Source organism: Ruminococcus sp. NK3A76, assembly GCF_000686125.1.
Lineage (GTDB): Bacteria > Bacillota > Clostridia > Oscillospirales > Ruminococcaceae > NK3A76.
Genome location: NZ_JMMA01000002.1, coordinates 2,073,451 through 2,092,598, shown reverse-complemented (window position 1 = coordinate 2,092,598; position 19,148 = coordinate 2,073,451). Strand labels below are relative to the sequence as shown.

The window sequence follows — 19,148 nt, the reverse complement described above, 5'->3', positions numbered from 1 at the left end:
CCTTTCACAGCCGTGCAGCAGATCCTTACACGGACAGTATACCACACCTCCGCTCAGGAATCCAGTGTGCACAGCTGATTTCGTAGGACTGCACAAAAAACATTTTCCGACTTTTACATCGACTCGCTCTCGGTCTGCTTTGCATCAAAGGCAGGCTTTTCATTTCCCCTTTCGAGCTGTCGGAGCATTAGTTCTCCGAGTGACTCTTCAGCTCTTATCCTGCCAAGGAAAGCAGACCAAACACGATAGGTGACACCGTCAACAGTACAGTCGTGATGCAATACGGACTGTACATCAGGATCTTCACTGCAATGAGTCTTTTCAAGGTTTACGCTTATACATCCGCCTCCTCTAAAACTATTCAATTCAAATTCACAGGTACAAAATCAAATCGTACCGTCTTTGCTGAGCCTGCGTGTTACCAGCCCAGACTTTTTGAGCATCCCTTGCGAGGCCTGCTCGGTTTTTTATCACTCCTCTCACAGCGGCAATTATGCTGCTCAGACACCTCCCATATCTCCCTAATCATAGCCTTTATCTGGCTTTTTCCTCAAAAAAAACGCCTGCTTTTTTGAAAGTTCCAAGGAAAGACGCCTCTGCTTACGTCACAGCAAATGCCGAAGAATCAGCGGGCACTGCCCGTCCGATGTGGAATGGCGGGCACAAATGACGCCAGCCTTTTTCCTGCAAACCAAAAAGGGGCACGGGTTCTCCCGTTTTCAGCAGCAGGCGGAATGCCGTTTGCTATGCTTGCCGGTCTTGCGGACCGACTTTTGTCCCCCTGCACTGTCCGTTTTTTTTTTCTTCCTCTGATATATCCCCCAACTCGCTCCACGTTGCGCGACAATCGCGTTCAACGGGAGAGGTGGGGTAACTATACTATTTCGATTTTGAATACGGTTTAGATCTTGCCGACTTATAGCTTGTACTCTCAATTCCGAATGTCAGGAATTTACGGGCAGACTGACCGTTAGAGCCTGTCATGAGCTTGTCGGTCAGCATCTTGCTGTACTCCGAGCGAATATCGTTGAAATCATCGTCCTGCTCGGGTATCTGGATAGTCTTTATCAGCTTGTCCTTTGAACGATTCTGGTTCTCAAAGGTCAGCAGATCGGAAATACCGTCAAACTGGCTCTTGATGCCGTCTTTGAACAAGTCACAGCACCAATCTTCAAGTGCGTCTATCGCATCACTGATGCACCGTTCTATCCGCTTTATACTGGAACGCAACATTGTCTGCGGAAATGCTCTCACGCTGTGCTGTGTTGATGAAAACTGCAACGATACCGATGAGCCTATCGTCTTTTCGGAGTGGGCATTCATCACAGGAGCAAACATTCAGCGTAGCGACTATACCTTTGCGGAGCTGCTAAGTCAGGACGAGGCTCAGCTCAGTATCAGCGGAGATGAGGGAACGTTCCTGCAAAAATATATTTGTCATTACAGGAGGTTAGGTGAAAATGGCTGAAGGACTATTTGAAAATGTTTACAATCCCGATGTACTGTCGTGTCTGGCGAATCTCTCCAACGATGAAGTTTTCACGCCTCCCGAGGTTGTAAACCAGATGCTTGATATGCTGCCGCAGGAGCTTTTCTCCGATCCCGACACTACATTTCTCGATCCCGCCTGTAAAACAGGAGTATTTCTCCGTGAGACAGCCAAGCGGCTCATCAAGGGACTTGAACCGCAGTTTCCCGATTTGCAGGAGCGTATCGACCATATCTTTCATAAACAGCTTTTCGGTATCGCTATCACGGAGTTGACGAGCCTGCTGTCACGGCGCGGACTTTATTGCAGCAAGTATCCAAACAGCAATTATTCCGTCAGCTGATTTGACGATGCACAGGGCAATATCCGTTTCAAGCGAATCAGCCACAAATGGGAAAAGGGCAAGTGCGTTTACTGCGGTGCGTCCGAGAGCCAGTACGAGCGCGGCGATGAGCTTGAGACTCACGCCTATGAATGGATACATACTATAAAGCCAGAGGAAATATTTAAAATGAAATTCGATGTTATTATATCAAATCCGCCTTATCAGCTTAGTGACGGCGGAAATGGTGTTGGTGCTAAACCAATATATCATATTCAAGTTCAAGCGTTATGAAGACGCCAGCCTTGTTTATACAGGCATCGACAAGCACGAAAGCGACGAGATCGGTGGTTGGGATACTGTTATCCGCCGTGAGGAATACGAGAAGCTATTCTATAATCAGCAGGCAACTATGGACGCTCCTGAGAACAATGAATCTCCAGCAGACACTATTGCCGCTGCCGTTACTGTAACTCCACCAAAACAGGAGCTTGTTACTGCACAGTACGGCATACCTACTCCTGACAATAAGCCTAAGAAGCCTTCTGTTCCTGTAAAAACTGAAGCCGAATCCTTCGATGTTTCAAAAGTCAAAGTCGGTATCAAGGTGTCACATAAGATGTTCGGTGTCGGCACTGTTGTAAAAAAGTATAAGTCCAATAAGTATGTTATAGTTCATTTCAAGGAAGGCGAAAAGCAATTCTTGTTGCCTGATGCGTTTACTAAGGGGTTTCTTGGTTTTATACAATAAAAATGATACAGTCAAGATTAACGGCAGGAAGAAATCTTCCTGCCGTTTTGAGTTTATAAACAATACCTCATCTGTTTGTCATATCATTTACTTAAATAGTTAAGATATAATACGAACAATGCTTGTGGCGACAGTGATGAAACTTCTAATGTTTTACCGAAACTGATAAACTGGTTGAACTGTTCTTCTCTAGTTGCAGGATTGGTATGATATTTTTCTTTACTGATTTCATATTTCATCATTTCAAATATAATTCTTCTCGTGGTTGTCGGAATTGAATTTATCTGTTTCGTTAGCTCATCAAAAGTTATTTCCGATTGCGGACAAAATACATTTACAAGCTCATATTGTTTGCTTGATAAAGTGAGTTTTTTAACATCAGGTTGAGAAATATGTAAATCAGCCCACAGTTGTTTTACATCACGTATTTCAACCGGTTTTGTAATCTTAAGTTTTGATTTAAAGTCAGCCTCACTTTCGTTGCCGAAACGATAAAAAATAACATTTTCCACGCTGCTTTTGTTTATGCATTTAAAAATGTGACTATCATTATTGGGGGCTAATCCTATAATTGTCAATTCGCCCGTCATGCTCTCAAAGACGTCAAAGTAATAATTGTCGCCCCAATATAGATTTTTCTCTATACCTGTTGTCAACATATCTCGTTGATCAGGTGGCAATGTACGCATCAAATCATCTACGTTTAATTTGCCGCTCTTTATCTCATCTTTTACGTTCTCAAACCATTTGAAGCATTGAGTACTTGAAGTAGCAAATGAATACTTCATATCGCCACTAAAATCGAGGATGCCGTTACAATTACACTGCTTCAATGTTGGTAGGTATTTGTTTGCGATTTTTTTCTTGTGGCGATAATAACCAAGAGCATTTTTATGATTTTCGGAATGATATATTGTCTTATAATCTCCATGTAAATGCAGTACTTTTCTATTAAGGCTTTTCTCTAAAGAGTTGTCATAGTTTAAAGAAAAAATGTTATCATAATTTAGGAAATACCATTTTGCTGCCTTAGGAATGCTTAGTGTCTGTATTTTACCTTCACAGTATATCGCATCTAAAAGCATTTGGCAATAGCCTTGTTTGGCTGCTTTATAATATTGTAACAAATCATCATTATCAAGCAAATATATTTGAAACAATAAGATAATATCTTCCATTCCTAATTGTTCTATACTCGTAATATCTTCGGTATAGGTCCTTTGAAAACCTTTTATTGCTGATCTTAATAATACCACCGTCTGCTCATCAGTGCATTTATATGGCACAGCATCATATTTTCTTTGTTGAACATCTCTTGCTATTGATGGCATATTTAAAAATAGCTCAACAATTTCATCACCACTTATTATTCCGTTAAATAGGCTATCATACTTACCTATTTTGGCTTTGGCAAGCATTCGAGTTAGAATCCACTTATTCAAATAATCAAAACCGCCAAGTTGAATATCAAGCCCATTTCCTACTAACAAGTTATTTTGCATTTTAAATGCCCCATTTCAAATTATGATAATTTTATTATACTATAAAAGATTGAAAAAAACAATAACAAAGAACCGCTTAGGGGTAATCCTAAGCGGTTTGTCATTGGAGCTTGTGACGGGACTCGAACCTGCGACCTGCTCATTACGAATGGATGAGGATATGTTTTATGCGTTTTAGAATAATTTGATAATGTTTGAAATTGTGCGTAAATGCGCGGTTTTTCATTTAATACTGTTAAGCGGTGCATGGCGGCTTTTTATTTCTTGTATGACCAAAGTATGTCCAAAAGCAGCGCGTTTTTAAGCGTAGAATACGAACATCGTTTTTTCACCCTAAGCGGTTGAAAATCCTCCCGAACTATGCTATAATAATAAGTAAAGCATTTATCCCCATATAAAGGAGCGTGACCGAAATGCCGACACTTGACTGGATAGGCAAGGATAAAGTCATCAATCACCACATGGACGTGCCGTACCGTGTGCTTGATCCGCAGTATGAATACGGCGAACCTGACGGCAACATGATAATTCACGGCGATAACCTCTCTGCGCTAAAATCGCTTTTACCGCAGTATGAGGGAAAGATCCGCTGTATCTACATAGATCCGCCCTACAACACGGGAAACGAGGGCTGGGTATACAACGATAACGTCAATGATCCCCGTATCAGGAAATGGCTCGGTGAGGTTGTAGGCAGTGAGGGCGAGGACTTGTCCCGGCATGATAAGTGGCTGTGTATGATGTATCCTCGGTTGAAGCTCCTGCATAAGCTGCTTGAGGAGGACGGGGTTATTTTTATTTCGATTGATGATAATGAGCTTTACTTCTTAAAAATGATTTGTGATGAGATATTCGGCTCAAACTGTTTTGTTTCTAATATTTCATGGCAGCGTACATATTCAACACGAAACGATTCAAAGGGTATTCCTGCCGAAGTTGAGCATATCCTTGTTTATGGTAAGACTGGTGATTGGCAACCAGGCAAGTTGCCGAGAACTGCTGAAATGGATAGTAGATATTCAAGTCCTGACAATGATCCTCGTCCGTGGAAAGCCGGAGATGCAAGCGCACCGGGGGCGGCAACACATACAGGTATGGTCTATGCAATTCAGCACCCGATAACAGGTAAACTACTCTATCCTCCGAATAATCGTTGTTGGACTTTCGGACAACCTCAGATGTTTGAAATCATGTCCTATTGGGCTGAATATGAACTGCGTGAGATTGATGATTATGAGAAACGTTCAGTTATCTGCGGTGCTGATTCAAAAGTGCCTGAAAGAATAGCAGCTATTATGCTGAAAAATGATTGTGAAGATACATACAAAAAAGCACAAGAGATTTATGATAAAGGAACATGGGCTTTACTGTATTTCACCAGCAAAGGTAAAGGTGGTCTTGCTTGCAAGAGATACCTTGAAGATGTTGGTGGTAAACTTGCCACAAACCTTTGGCTTTATGATGAAGTCGGTCATACCGATGAAGCCTCAAAACAGCTAAAAGCTATTTTTGACGGTTCTGCACCGTTTGACACTCCAAAAACTACCCGCTTATTAGAGCGTGTTCTTCAAATTGCAACCGACAAAGATTCCATTATCCTCGACAGCTTTGCAGGCTCAGGCACAACTGCCCACGCTGTCCTCAACATGAACAAGCAGGACGGCGGCAACCGCAAATTTATCCTGATTGAGATGATGGACTATGCCGACAGTATCACCGCAGAACGTGTGAAGCGTGTTATTGACGGCTACGGCGAGGGCAAAAAGGCGGTCGAGGGAACGGGCGGCGGCTTTACGTTCTATGAGCTGGGCGAAACGCTCCTTGACGGTGAGTACCTCAACGAGAATGTTCCGCTTGATAAGATACGCAGCTATGTCTATTTCACCGAAACAAAACAGGCTGTCACCGACAAGGCGGACGAGCCGTATTTCCTCGGTGAATACTTCGACACGGCATACTATTTCTATTACGATAAGAACGAAGTCACGACACTTGACAGGGAGTTCCTGCACACGGTAAAGACCAAAGCCGAAAGCTATGTGATCTATGCCGATAAGTGCATTTTGAGCGATGAGGAGCTTGAAAAGTTCCATATCACTTTCAAGAAGATCCCCCGTGACATTACAAGAATGTGAGGTGCAGACTATGGAACTTAACAGCTATCAGCGTGAAGTCATGGGCAATCTGTCCGCATACCTGTCTGCGCTGAATGAAACAGGAAATCTTGACAAGGCTTGGCTCAAATATTGGAACGATCAGGACGTTGCTGTTGGTCTTGGTCCTGGCAGTGTTCCCAGCTACCGCAACAGTATCAAGGGTGTACCCCATGTTTGTATGAAAGTACCGACAGGCGGCGGTAAGACCTTTATGGCTTGTGCTGCCGTCCGCCGTATCTTTGATGCATTGCCGCAGGGTAAGCCGAAAATGGTTGTGTGGCTCGTTCCGTCCGATCCGATACTTGTGCAGACCACAACAAACCTTATGAATCCCGATCACCCATACACACGGCGGTTAAATGCGGACTTTGGCGGCAGAGTTGGCGTATTTACAAAGGAAATGCTTCTGAACGGTCAGAATTTCACTCCCGATACCGTCCATGAACAGCTTACGGTTTGCATTCTGAGTTACAGCTCTCTGCGTATCGACAGCAAGAAGAAAGATGTTCGCAAGGTCTATCAGGAAAACGGCAATCTCAAAAACTTTTCCGATCAAATAAAGGACAAAACCGAGCTGCTTAAAGATACTCCCGACACAGCTTTGATTCAGGTACTGCGTCACCTTTCGCCCGTTGTAATTGTGGACGAGAGCCACAACGCAGGCTCAGACCTCAGCGTGGAAATGCTGAACAACCTTAATCCGTCATTTGTTCTTGATTTGACGGCTACACCTCGCAAGAACAGCAACATCATTTCGTATGTTGATGCCAGAAAGCTCAAAAAGGAAAATATGGTCAAGCTGCCTGTTATCGTGTATAACCGAACTTCCAGAGACAGTGTTATTGACGATGCCATTCATCTTCGTGGCATACTGGAGCAGCAGGCTATCGAGGAAGAAGAACGCACAGGCAAGTATATTCGTCCTATCGTACTTTTCCAGGCACAGCCGAAGAATAATAACGATAATGACACTTTTGATAAGGTCAAGGAGATACTTCTCGGCAGAGGTATCCCCGCAGAACAGATAGCGATAAAGACCTCTAAGGTCAATGATCTCGGCAAAACTGACCTTATGAGCCGTGATTGTCCGATAAGATACATCATTACGGTCAACGCTCTGAAAGAGGGCTGGGACTGTCCGTTTGCGTATATCCTTGCAAGTCTCGCCAATAAGACCTCAAAGGTCGATGTTGAGCAGATACTCGGCAGAATACTCCGTCAGCCGTATGCCCGTAAGCATAGCATGAAGCTGCTGAACAGCTCATTTGTGCTTACTTGCTCCAATGCGTTCCACGATACCCTTGACAGCATTGTTGCAGGCTTGAATAATGCAGGCTTCTCACGCAAAGACTACCGTACTGCCGAAACTCTCCCCATAACCGAAACGGAGCCGCCTGTTCCCGAACCTCAGCCGGAGCAGACCACAATGCAGTTTACTCCCGAACCTACACCGGAAGCAGAAACAGAAGATGATTTCTCGGATATTCATACACCTGTCGAGCCTGCGCCGTACTCGGAAACTGTAAAAACAGCTCCGCCGTCCGTAGAAGAAATGATCTCGCAGGCTGAGGAAACAGCGGAGCAATACGAGGAAGAAACAAAGCAAGATAATGGATGGACGAGCGATGAGCTTGATGGTATACTGAAATCATATCGTGTTCAGGAGCAGTTCACCGAACGGGTGCAGGAACTGAAAATACCACAGTTCTGCATTGAATCTGTTCCCGATCTTTTCGGGGGCAATACGGCTCTGCTGACAAAAGAAAGCCTGATGAAAGGTTTTTCTCTGAGTGAGCAGGACGCTTCTGTTACATTTAGCTTGTCAACAGGCGAAATGTTTGAGATAGATGTCGAGAGCCAGGGTGAGGCTGTGCCGAAATACAAAAAACTGTCCTCTCTCGATGATGAATATATGCGTAAGCTCCTTGCGAAACTCGCTCCTGAAGAAAAGATTGAACACTGCACAAAGTTGATTTGCCATGAGATCAACCGTGATAACGCTTTCAGCACCTCAGAGGTTGAGAATTATGTCCGCCGTATCATAGCGAACATGACCGAGGACAATCTGGCAGCACTTGAAACCTCTTATATCACTTATGCTACACGAATCAAGGAGAAGATAAAAACTCTGCGTGAAGCCTATATGCAAGAGCGTTTCTATGATCTTATCGAGCGTGACCGTGTATTCACCGATGCTACATATACTTTTCCTATGGTGATAACTCCGTCCGAATCCACGGATAAAGTACCGAAATCGCTGTATGAAGCAGAATGGGACAAGATGAATAACTTTGAACGCCGTACTCTTGATGTGATAGCAGGCTGTGAGGGCGTTCTGTGGTGGCATAGGATCATTGAGAAAAAAGGCTTTCATATCAATGGTTTTATCAACCATTACCCTGATTTTATTGTGATGATGAAATCAGGTAAAATCGTCCTTGTCGAAGCAAAGGGCGATGACCGTGACAACGGTGACAGCAGAACAAAACTGAAACTCGGACAAACTTGGGCGGCACAAGCAGGAAGAAAATTCAAGTATTTTATGACTTTCGATCAGAACTCTATCGAAGGAGCGTATAACCTTGAAGATTTTGCAGAGGTACTTAGAGATCTATAAAGCTAATTGGTAATGTACTTTGATATTTGGCTTTAAAGATATCTATAAACATAAAGGACGGCTCAAAACCGTCCTTTTTTTTATTATTTCTGTATATTAATTTCAATTTTTCTCGGAGTTTACCCTAATCTGCAAGGCTGAGGGCTTTCACCGATTATGTCGGGCAAATGCTTTTTAAACTCTATAAAGAGAACAACTTACTTCAAAATTCTCCATTCCTACAGTGTAGAAATCTACTACAGCGCAGTAATAAGGGACAAACTATTCTGATTCGTGCGATTAAAAATTTTAATCAACGTTATGTATGATTAAGCCACATTTTTTCGCATATCCAAACTTTTCGCCGCACCGCCCGTAATATGCCTTACAAAACAAACCGCCGCCGATGCTGTGCTTATCATATACTCATTTCTTTTTGGAATAGCAGCTCTGTGTGGGACATTTTCAAGACATTCGGGGAAAATCACCTCATCAAAAATTGACCTGTCATATATGTTATAATCAAGGTATGGAATAACAAGAATATTCTTTATATGAGGATATTTTCTTTTCAGTCCATAGACAGTTTTTGCCGATACTCTGTCAAAACCACCCATTCCACCCGACATAAAATCGGTGTATCCTTTATTTATCAGCTCTGTTATTTTTGCAGTCAGCTTTTCTGTGTCCAGTCCGGTAATATCGCTGTGGCCTATAAATACAACTGTTTTTTCTTTCATTTCATCACCCGTAACATATTATATAACATAGATTATAACATATATAATATCGGTTAGTCAAGTTATAATATATGTGTAGAGGTGATATACTATGGCTAAAAAGCTTGAAATTACAAAGCGCTCAAAGATAAAAGGCGACGATGGATACAAGGTGTTTTCCGTCAGGATAAAGGAGGAAACAGTCGAAAAGCTGGAGGCTCTTTCAGTAGAAACAAACCGCTCAAGAAACGAGCTTATAAACCTTATGCTTGAATTCGGCATTGACAATTGTGAGGTCAAGGAGTCGGAATGATCATATGTACAAATACGATATCTTCATTTTGTGCAAATGGTCAATTATTATAGTATGCACTTACCAATAATTGACACCCAAACTCATTTATGGTATAACAAACAAAATAGGCAAAATCATTGAAAAATGATGACGCAAAGCCAAAGGGTCTAAGCCGAAAGGTATGACAGCCGGTTGCCGAGGACGATGTGTTCTTGATATATTCGGATCATAAGGCAATGCGTCATGGGCGTGTTGCCTTGTTTTATATTGCAGAGGGAGTGATTATATGTTTAAGAGATTTATTTCATGTGCCGCGGCGCTTGCAATGGCGTTTGGTGCGGCGGCGTATCTGCCAGAGGGACCCGTCACTGATGGTATTGACAGAGGATAAAGATATGGCATTTATCGGTGCAATGGTGGATCTAGGAAAAAGGCTGGGGATAAAGTAACCATTATTTAGGATAAAACCAGATAGGCTATCCGCTGCCGAGGTATTATGGGACTTGCTTTTATAGCTGTTTTGTGATATAATACATTTGGTATATAGTCTATGTAAAGCGGATATGATCAATGTGATATGTTTAAGGCAAGTAGAAACAATAATATGAAATATTACGTTTGGTGCGAGGATCAAGGCTCCGGTTATCAGTTTTGGAAAGCTCTGTTTAGCTCGCTTTATCCCGACCACATCGTCGAGACCAAGAATAACAATTCAAAACTGAACAAAGCCGCAGAACAGATCAAGAATGACGGAAACATATACTACATACTTATAGATGACGCAGTAGACAATCCTGATGTGATGCGTGAAACAAAACGTTTATACAGGACTATTTCAGGCAAGAATAATGTAAGGAAGATAAGTATCCATTCTTTTGAATTTTCACTTCTTTCCTTTGAAATGCTGGAAAACTGGGTGTTTGCAGAGAACGACGATCTGAAAGACAAACGCCGTGATATGCTCGAAGCAAGAAGATCTTATATCAAGCTCATCACCGGCAGCGAGACTGCTGCGGAGCTGAATGATTTCAAAAACAAGTATAACTTTTCCGACAAAAAGAATACTGAAATGATAGCAGCAAAGATACTGTATGAAATAACGAGAAACACAGGCTTTGAAACCGATAAATCGCAGGTAGGTCATTGCTTTATAAACAACTGCTGTGAGTGGGCTGACAGACAGGCTGATGATATATGCGGTCTTAACATTAACAGGCTGACTTTGACCGAGAAAATGGAACAGATAATAGAGCATTCAGTTCTGCAAAATGCGTTTAAGGAGGCTGGAATAAAATGATAACTGTATATAAAAAGAAGCCCTCCAAGAATGGCATGGAGCTTGTGACGCTCAACGATATATATTTCAACAAACATACTGTCGAGCAGCTTGATGACAAGGCGGCTGAGATAATCGAAAATATAGATCAGTCAAAAATGCTCAGTAAATACACGATAAGTTCGAGGTTCAATGGTACTGTTCTGAATATCGACAAGCTCTCGACCGGCTGCAAGACTGCGTTGAACATCATGTACAATCCCGACAAGATATTCGATATTTGCGAATGCGGTGACAATGCACTCGATGTGATCTATGCGCTGCCGCAGGGTAATGTTTATTGCAGCTATCCGTTTGTTTCATTTGAAATGGATAAGGTCAATGTCTGCGACAAAAACGGCACGAAAGTAATAGATTCCTACGAGGCTTTGAAGGAGTGGTGGACAAATGAAGATTAAACCGATCGTGACCGATCATATTCAGACCAAGCACACTTCCTTTGAAGTCGATCTTCATCTCGGATCAAATGTGACATTCATCAGCGGAGATTCGGGAACGGGAAAATCTGCGTTGTATTCTTTTTTAGAGGAGTATGCCGCTGAGGACAAGAATGTACGGTGCTTTAACTATCTCGACCTGAATAAAAAAACATATAAGGGCTCGATAAAGCGATCCGAAGGCAAGCTGTTTGTGATAGACAATGCGGACATTCTGCTTGATGACAGTATGCGCAGCTATATTGCCTTTGACAGCAAGAATCAGTACATCATCATCGGCAGAAATCCTACCGGGCTGCAGCTTACGGTTGATGAGATATATGAATTAAAAAGCGAACGAACTGACTCCATAACACTGCTCACTTTAGCAAAGAGTTTTTGAGTTGGTGTATTAATGCCTGAAAGACACGAATACTAATATGATAAACCGCCGCTGAGTTTTTTGCTCAGCGGCGGTCTGTGTTATCTGTCCTTTGAGACGTCTTCCCTCTCCTTTGTCGTGATAAACCTGTACAGCAGCAAAAGCGACACCGTTATCATTACAGCTTCGGTAATCGGCTGGGCTTTTATCATACCGCCGAAGCCGAACAGCTTGTCGAGTATCAGCAGCAGCGGTATATAGAATATGAGCTGGCGCACAAGCGTTATGCAAAAGGCGTAGATAGGCTTGCCCATTGCCTGAAATGACATTCTGCACATCGACACCGTGCCGACAAAAGGCAGGATAAACATGATGTTTCTAAGCACTCTTGCGCCTATCCTGATGACCTCCTCCGACTCGGAGAACCACCCGATGAAAAACGGCGCAAACGCCCCGTAGATAAGCATAAGACACAGCTCTGTGCCAGTGACTATCATAACACCCGAACGCAGTATCGCTTTCATTCTCGGGTAATTGCCTGCGCCGTAATTATAGCCCATAAGCGGCTGCGTGCCGGCAGCAAAGCCCTGATATATGTAGTTACCTAAACTCAGCAGCTTTTGTGCTATGCCCATAGCCGCCACCGTCAGCTCGCCATAGCCGACAGCAAGGTTGTTGTTTATGATATACGCTGCCGAGGAAAGCAGCGTTTCAAGCGATGCAGGTATGCCTACCCAGTATATCTCTCCGAGGATCTGCTTTTTCGGAACGATATATTTTCGTGAGGGTGTCAGAAGCGTCTTGCCCCTCATATAAAAGAGCAGAGATACTGCCATTCCTGCACCGTTGCCTATCACCGTGGCGATAGCCGCACCCCTTATCTGCAAGCCGAAAGTGAAGATCAAAAGCGGGTCAAGAATAATGTTGACGACAGTGCCGACTATCATTCCTACGATAGAATATGTCACCGAGCCCTCGCTTCGCAGAAACTGCCCGAAGGAGTAGTTACCCATAGTGAAAATGCTGCCTATCAGCAGTATCCGCACATACTGCTCAGTGTAGGCAAAAGTGTTATCCTTGGCACCCAAGCCCTTGACTATCGCAGACAGAAACAACAGACCCAATGTCGCGACTAACACGCTGTATATGACAGTCAGAACAAAGCCTGCGGTAAGGGTGTGGCGTGCTTTCTCTTTATCACCTGCGCCGAGACAACGTGCGATAAGTGACGATGCACCCGTACCGACCATGTTTGCAATAGCTATCATCACCATCATAACGGGGTAGGCAAGCCCCACCGCTGCGAGCTGATAATCGTCTTTAGTCAGCCCGATGAAATATGTGTCCACAAGGTTATAAAGCACCATAATGAGCATTCCGGCGATCAGCGGCACGCCCATTTTGACAACCGCCTTTGAGGGCTTTTCCGAGCTTAACGTATATATTCGTTTGTCTGAATCATGGTTTGACATTTTTATCATATCCCGAAATCGACTTTGCCGTCGGCAAGAGTGTACATCGCACCGACGACTTTAAGCCCGTGCTCCTCCTCACGGTGTATCTCAAAGCTGCTCTCGATAACGTCAACGCTTCGCCGCACATTCAGGCAGCACGCCTTATAATCGTCCTGCTCATCGCCGATAGCGAGCTTTATCTCGTCAGTAATATATTTGATATATCCGTCGGGGTCGTGATTTATCGCCGCATCAACAGCTCCGCAGTGGTCGTGCCCGAGCACAACGATAAGCCTTATCCCGAGATGCTCTGCGGCATACTCGATAGAGCCGAGCTGATGATCGTCCATAACATTTCCGGCAACACGAATGACGAACAGATCACCTATCCCTGCGCTGAAAATATTCTCGGGAATGACACGAGAATCCGAACAGGTCACGATCACCGCATAAGGCTTCTGCCCCTGCTCGCAGGTCATAGCCCGCATCTTAGGAGAGATATCCCCCTTGCTCGTCGCAGCATTAAGGTATTTCTCGTTTCCAAGCCTTAGTCTATCAAGTGCTTCATCGGCACTTACTGTGTATTCAAGTTTCATGGCAGCACGTCCTTTTGTTTTAGTTGTTGGTATAATTATACATCTTATTGTGCATTGATGTCAAGCGTAAGATGATAAGTGTTGAGAAACAACTCAAAACATGGGAGGAAGTACAATGCAGTTCTTTGAAGATTTCAGAGGCTTTACGATACGGGCGGCATTCCCTTTTATATTATTATAGCATATGAGGGGTAAAAAACAATATAGCAAAACAAATAGGTAATATGCCTGAAGTCGTAAGCTAAATGGCTCTGCGAAAAAAACTCTGTAAATTCAAAAACTGTGATAAAAACGTTAAGTTGTGAGCGGCTTGAAAATAGCCGCTCCAATTTTTTTACAGTATACAATAGATACTGTAATTTGTCAAGGTTCTTTGGATATCAGCCGATCCTGTCGGGGTACATGATCTCAAGCTCGCCCAGAACTTTGCCCCAGTTTCGCAGCGGCATGGTCCATTTCTTAGCTATCTCATGCGTCGCCAGATACAGAGCCTTCAGGAGCGCTGTATCGCTCGGAAATACACTCCTCTGCTTATTCAAGCGGCGATAACCGCTGTTAAGACTCTCTATTGCGTTGGTGGTATAAATCACCTTTCTGACATCAGCTGAGAACTTGAAGATCGGCGATATTACGTCCCAGTTCTTGTACCAGCTCTTCATAGCGTTAGGATAATCGTCCTCCCATTTCTCAGTAATGCGATCAAGAGCTTCCAGAGCAGCGTCCTCGGAAGGCGCATGATAGATCGTTTTAAGGTCATTTGCCAACTCCTTCTTGTTCTTCTCTCCGACGTATTTCAGCGTGTTTCTTACCTGATGAACGATGCAGCGCTGTAGCTCAGTTTGCGGAAATGCAGCTGATACAGCTTCTTTCATGCCTGTAAGACCGTCTGCACAGATGACCAGAATATCCTTTACGCCTCGATTTTTCAGCTCGTTCAGTACGCCGAGCCAGTACTTGGCGCTCTCGTTTTCACCGATATGTATTGAAAGAACTTCCTTGTGACCTGTCATGCTGACAGCAAGGATCACATATGCGGCAAGCTTCCTGATCTGTCCGTTATCACGCACTGAGAAGTGTACAGCATCGATGAATACTATCGGATATACTTCGTCCAATGGACGTTTCTGCCAGTCCTCTATCTGTGGCAGAAGGCGGTCTGTGATATCTGATACCATACCGTCGCTGACTTCAAATCCGTAGATATCTTCGATAGTTTCGCTTATCTGGCGTGTGGTCATTCCTTTGGCATACAGAGCAATTATCTTCTGCTCAATACCTGAGATGTCCTTCTGACGCTTCTTTACGACCTTTGGCTCAAAACTGCCGTCACGATCCTGCGGCACTTCTATTTCGGTTTCTCCGAAGTTTCCGCGGATCTTCTTGGTTTTCTTACCATTACGAGAGTCAGGATTGTCGGAACGCTCATATTCCTGATATCCAAGATGCTCGTCCATTTCGGACTCAAGCATTTCCTGGATCGTTCCTCCGAGAAGGTCTTTGAGAGCATCCTCAATATCCTTAGCCGACTTGATGTCGTATTCCTCAAGCAGCATTCCTATTATGTTCTTCTTGCCCTCGCTCATCGGTTCTCTTTTTCTTCTTGCCATAAAAAATCAGCCTCCTGTGATATTAATTCTATTTTATCACAGTTTGCTGACTTTTTACAGACTTTTTTTCAGAGGCTCAGCTAAATCTATAAGAAACACGGGCTTGACATTGATCATCAAGCCCGTATGACAGAATTTATTTAACTTTGATCTTCTTTACAGCGCTGTAGCCGCTGTAATACTTAGTCTTTCCGACTGTCTTATAAGTTCTAACCTTGACATAATAAGTCTTGCCCTTTGTGAGCTTGCTTATCGTCTTTGAAGTGCCCTTGACATTGACCGACTTGGTCGTTGCCTTTGTAAACTTGCTCGATGTCGAGTAGGTTATTTGATATCCCGTCACTCCGGACACCTTGCTGTATGTAGCTTTGAGCCGCTTGGTCTTAGGGCTTGTGACTGTCTTAAGCGTGGTCTTCTTCGGGTTGATCTTGAAGGTCGCTTTTGTTGTACCTGTATATGCACCCTTGCCGGATATTGTGACTGTGGCTGTGCCGATCGCCTTGTTGTTCTTGTAGGTTACGGTGTAATCTGTACCCGATTTGAGCGTCTTGCTGCCGAGCTTTACAACAGGCTTCTGAGTTATTGCCTTGCCAGTGTATGTCTTATCTGACAGACCTGTTATCTTTGCCTTGGCTATGCTTGTTCTTGTCAGCTTAGCCTTGACATTATCCTTGTAGCTATCTCCGCATACTGAGCAGGTGTGCAGGGTATAACCCTGTGCAGTGTAGGTAGGCTTTACTACCTTTTCGGTGTACTTATGCCCTGTTGCTTTTATTGCTTCTGTGTAGCTGTCACCGCACTTGCAGGTATATGTTTTTACTCCGTCCTTAGTGCAGGTGGCTACTGTTGTTATCTTTGAGGTGTAGGAGTGTGATGTTTTAGCTATTGTTCTTGTTTCGGTCTTGCCACATACACTACAGTTCCTTGTTTCTGTTCCTTCATATGTACAGGTAGAAGGTGTTGTTTTCTTCCATTCGCCAAACTTATGACCATTTGCCGGAGAAATAGTTTTCCTTTCAATATAACCACATTCACCGCATTCATTTTCAGTATATCCTTCTGTAGTACATGTTGCGGGTACAATAGACGATCTATTGAAAATGTGTTCATGCTCCTCTTGATCACCTGGATCGTCTGGAGAATAATCTTCGTCATCATCTTCCACTGCCTCTTCATCATCTTCATTGTACTCGTCATTTTTCTCCGACTCATCATCACTATCATCAGCTTCCTCATCAGAGTCTTCATATTCATAAACGCCTGTTATATTAAGTACAGCATATCCTTCCTCTGTTACTCCTGTATCGATGAATCCGGCACTAATTGCATATTTATATGCATCAGTATTATTGTGACATAATAATTCTTGAGAAGCATAGCTACCATCATCATAATCTTTCTCATAAATATCCCACAAATAAACGACGCTATCCGGTATGATTGTTTTACGAGAAATGCGACCATCAATTGAATTATCAGCAATGCCTACTGTTCCTGATCTAATTTCAACATTGTAGTCTAACTTACCCGAATCAACTAACCAGTTGTCAAGATATAATAATCCGTCAATGTTTTCTCGTGATCCATAATTTGAAAATGCATCTTCTCCAATTCTAATTACGCCTTCTGGTATATGTATGCTTTCTAAAAACCTACAGTCACCGAAAGCACTTTTTCCAATTATTCTAAGGCTTTTTGGAAGCTCCGCTTTTTTAATATCTGTATCTTTAAAGCAATAATCACATATACCTATAATTCCCTCCGGTATTATTATACTATCTTTATTATCGTTGTCATTATCATACAAATTATAGATATCTCTATCATATTCAACGATCCAATTATCAACATTTTTTATAAATCCTTCTTGTTTATTGGTAATTGCAGTATTACCAAAAGCCGCATTTCCAATACTAATAACACTTTTTGGAATCTTAACACTCGCCAAATTCTTGCTATTAGTAAAGGCACCATCTTCTATTCTTGTTACACCATCTGGAATTATAATGGATTTAATATCATTTCCTTCAGGACTATAGTATAGTTTTGTCTTGTCTTTACTATAAAGAATACCATCAGCCATTACGAAATTGGGATTATCGTCATTTAAGTGAATACTCTTAAGTTTATCACAATTCCAAAAAACGTAACTTCCTATACTATTCACATTATTAGGAATGCTTATGCTTGAAATACTTGTATTATAAAATGCTTCATAATCTATTTTTGTAAGACTATCTGGTAGCTTGACATTAACAAGATTGTTACAATTACAAAATGCTAAGTCTTTAACTATTGTAACCCCCTCAGGAATTGTTATTTCTTTTAAGCTTGTGCATTCTCTGAACAATTCATAATTGATCATTGTGATACTATTAGATAAGGAAACACTAGTAAGGCTTTTGCATCCATAAAAAGCCGACCATCCAATATATGTAACACTATTTGGAATTGTAACACCTTTAAGATCTACACAATCTTTAAATGCGTTTTCTTTGATTTGAGTGACACTATTAGGTATTTTAACGCTTACAAGCCCTTTACATCCACAAAATGCATTTGCATTGATACTTGTAACACTATCGGGAATTACTACGTTACTAATACTATTAGTACAAGGGCAGTATAATACTTCATGTATATCTTTATTATATATTATACCATCAATATAAGAATAATAAATATTATCATCACTGATCTCTATATTTTCAAGATTATTACATTCGTCAAACGTATAGGCATTAATACCGGCTGCTTTATCCGGTATTGTAATACTATTAAGGCTTTCACAATTTCTAAATGCAGCGTATCCAATACTTGTAACACTTTCGGGTATCTGTATACTTGTAAGAGATTCACAGTGTTCAAATGCATACATTCCGATGCTTTTAACACTATTTGGTATTGTTATATCACTAAGATTCACACACCAATAAAACGCAGATGAATCTATCACTGAAACCGACTCCGGAATAACTATACTAATAAGATCATAACAGCCATAGAAAGCATAACTACCTATGGTTGTTACACCATACGGTATTGTTATCTTTTTTATAACGGAACAATCTGCAAATGCATAATAGCCAATACTTGTAACTTTCTTCCCATCAATCGTTTCAGGAATAATAACTTCTGTATCATTTTCATTATACTTACTTATTTCCACCGTTCCGTCATCAAGCAGAGTGTACTCATAATCCCTATAAGTCTCTGCCCTCGCCTCAATCTGTAAGCCAAGCTCCACAGTTCCCTCCGGCAACATAGCCGCACCATTGAGCGCAAGCCCGAGCGCTGTCACTAATGCCAATATCCTCTTCTTCATACTATCACCCTTTCATTTTTTTAAACAGCAAAAGGGCAACGCACACACAACGCATTGCCCATAAAGATCATATTCAAAAAAGATACATCTGCAACCGGCTGTCATGCTCTTCCCTGAGGTTAGACCCTTAGCTTTGCGTCGCTGCCTTTCGGCAGGTTTGCCCATTTATTACAATTTAATTATACTACATAACATATTTGAA

Annotated in this window: 18 protein-coding genes and 2 riboswitches; of the genes, 10 read left to right on the top strand and 8 right to left on the bottom strand. The window is 42.4% G+C overall.

What is annotated here, in order from left to right; all coding sequences use genetic code 11:
* Positions 1-113: 113 nt before the first annotated feature.
* Together CD05_RS20625 and CD05_RS20620 are read right to left on the bottom strand one after the other, a co-directional pair.
* Positions 114-365 carry a hypothetical protein gene (locus tag CD05_RS20625; RefSeq protein ID WP_156947419.1) on the bottom strand — a complete coding sequence of 84 codons (252 nt, stop codon included), beginning with the start codon at positions 363-365 and terminating at the stop codon, positions 114-116.
* A gap of 514 nt (positions 366-879) precedes the next feature.
* Positions 880-1,155, bottom strand: coding sequence for a hypothetical protein (locus CD05_RS20620; protein ID WP_242841251.1), 276 nt, complete (start codon positions 1,153-1,155; stop codon positions 880-882).
* Between CD05_RS20620 and CD05_RS20905 the strand changes: the two genes are divergently transcribed.
* The 4 genes from CD05_RS20905 (at position 1,148) to CD05_RS0109700 (ending at position 2,562) form a co-directional block, all read left to right on the top strand.
* Positions 1,148-1,468, top strand: a complete 321-nt coding sequence (locus CD05_RS20905) for a hypothetical protein (protein WP_198021594.1) — start codon at positions 1,148-1,150, stop codon at positions 1,466-1,468. The two genes, CD05_RS20620 and CD05_RS20905, sit on opposite strands and share 8 nt — an antisense overlap.
* Positions 1,461-1,832 carry an N-6 DNA methylase gene (locus tag CD05_RS20900; RefSeq protein ID WP_198021593.1) on the top strand — a complete coding sequence of 124 codons (372 nt, stop codon included), beginning with the start codon at positions 1,461-1,463 and terminating at the stop codon, positions 1,830-1,832. Before CD05_RS20905 ends, CD05_RS20900 begins: the two co-directional genes overlap by 8 nt.
* A gap of 168 nt (positions 1,833-2,000) precedes the next feature.
* The gene (locus CD05_RS20895; protein ID WP_198021592.1) at positions 2,001-2,105 is read left to right on the top strand and encodes an Eco57I restriction-modification methylase domain-containing protein; all 105 of its coding nucleotides are present in this window, start codon (positions 2,001-2,003) and stop codon (positions 2,103-2,105) included.
* A complete protein-coding gene (locus tag CD05_RS0109700; RefSeq protein WP_028510335.1) occupies positions 2,062-2,562 on the top strand; it encodes a hypothetical protein in 501 nt (166 codons plus the stop codon). Before CD05_RS20895 ends, CD05_RS0109700 begins: the two co-directional genes overlap by 44 nt.
* Positions 2,563-2,645: 83 nt before the next feature.
* Here CD05_RS0109700 and CD05_RS0109695 read toward each other — a convergent pair whose 3' ends face one another.
* Complete coding sequence (locus CD05_RS0109695; protein WP_028510334.1) at positions 2,646-4,064, bottom strand: hypothetical protein; 1,419 nt, start codon at positions 4,062-4,064, stop codon at positions 2,646-2,648.
* A gap of 413 nt (positions 4,065-4,477) precedes the next feature.
* On the opposite strand from CD05_RS0109695, the gene CD05_RS0109690 reads away from it, so the two are divergent.
* Positions 4,478-6,199, top strand: coding sequence for a site-specific DNA-methyltransferase (locus CD05_RS0109690; RefSeq protein ID WP_028510333.1), 1,722 nt, complete (start codon positions 4,478-4,480; stop codon positions 6,197-6,199).
* Positions 6,200-6,209: 10 nt separating this feature from the next.
* Positions 6,210-8,837 carry a DEAD/DEAH box helicase family protein gene (locus tag CD05_RS0109685; protein ID WP_028510332.1) on the top strand — a complete coding sequence of 876 codons (2,628 nt, stop codon included), beginning with the start codon at positions 6,210-6,212 and terminating at the stop codon, positions 8,835-8,837.
* 308 nt (positions 8,838-9,145) lie between these two features.
* Here the strand turns inward: CD05_RS0109685 and CD05_RS18175 are convergent, their stop codons facing one another.
* A complete protein-coding gene (locus CD05_RS18175; RefSeq protein WP_051588925.1) occupies positions 9,146-9,556 on the bottom strand; it encodes an SLOG family protein in 411 nt (136 codons plus the stop codon).
* A 91-nt stretch (positions 9,557-9,647) separates the two neighbouring features.
* On the opposite strand from CD05_RS18175, the gene CD05_RS0109675 reads away from it, so the two are divergent.
* The 4 genes from CD05_RS0109675 to CD05_RS0109655 all read left to right on the top strand — a co-directional run bounded on the left by CD05_RS0109675 (position 9,648) and on the right by CD05_RS0109655 (position 11,985).
* Positions 9,648-9,848, top strand: coding sequence for a ribbon-helix-helix protein, CopG family (locus CD05_RS0109675; protein WP_028510331.1), 201 nt, complete (start codon positions 9,648-9,650; stop codon positions 9,846-9,848).
* A 99-nt stretch (positions 9,849-9,947) separates the two neighbouring features.
* Positions 9,948-10,030: riboswitch (cyclic di-GMP riboswitch) on the top strand.
* Positions 10,031-10,434: 404 nt separating this feature from the next.
* Complete coding sequence (locus tag CD05_RS0109665) at positions 10,435-11,127, top strand: hypothetical protein (RefSeq protein WP_051588924.1); 693 nt, start codon at positions 10,435-10,437, stop codon at positions 11,125-11,127.
* Positions 11,124-11,564 carry a DUF4869 domain-containing protein gene (locus CD05_RS0109660; protein ID WP_028510329.1) on the top strand — a complete coding sequence of 147 codons (441 nt, stop codon included), beginning with the start codon at positions 11,124-11,126 and terminating at the stop codon, positions 11,562-11,564. Before CD05_RS0109665 ends, CD05_RS0109660 begins: the two co-directional genes overlap by 4 nt.
* On the top strand, positions 11,554-11,985 hold the full coding sequence (locus tag CD05_RS0109655; protein WP_028510328.1) for a hypothetical protein: 432 nt from the start codon (positions 11,554-11,556) through the stop codon (positions 11,983-11,985). The genes CD05_RS0109660 and CD05_RS0109655 overlap by 11 nt, the downstream gene beginning before the upstream one ends.
* Before the next feature lie 80 nt (positions 11,986-12,065).
* On the opposite strand, the gene CD05_RS0109650 is transcribed toward CD05_RS0109655, so the two are convergent.
* From CD05_RS0109650 to CD05_RS18170, 4 genes are all read right to left on the bottom strand, one after another.
* Complete coding sequence (locus tag CD05_RS0109650; RefSeq protein ID WP_198021591.1) at positions 12,066-13,436, bottom strand: MATE family efflux transporter; 1,371 nt, start codon at positions 13,434-13,436, stop codon at positions 12,066-12,068.
* A 5-nt stretch (positions 13,437-13,441) separates the two neighbouring features.
* A complete protein-coding gene (locus tag CD05_RS0109645; protein ID WP_028510326.1) occupies positions 13,442-14,014 on the bottom strand; it encodes a carbonic anhydrase in 573 nt (190 codons plus the stop codon).
* A 380-nt stretch (positions 14,015-14,394) separates the two neighbouring features.
* On the bottom strand, positions 14,395-15,621 hold the full coding sequence (locus CD05_RS0109640; RefSeq protein ID WP_028509101.1) for an IS256 family transposase: 1,227 nt from the start codon (positions 15,619-15,621) through the stop codon (positions 14,395-14,397).
* A 136-nt stretch (positions 15,622-15,757) separates the two neighbouring features.
* Positions 15,758-18,946, bottom strand: a complete 3,189-nt coding sequence (locus CD05_RS18170) for a leucine-rich repeat domain-containing protein (RefSeq protein WP_037322935.1) — start codon at positions 18,944-18,946, stop codon at positions 15,758-15,760.
* Between the two features lie 86 nt (positions 18,947-19,032).
* A riboswitch (cyclic di-GMP riboswitch) is annotated at positions 19,033-19,118 on the bottom strand.
* Positions 19,119-19,148 lie beyond the last annotated feature (30 nt).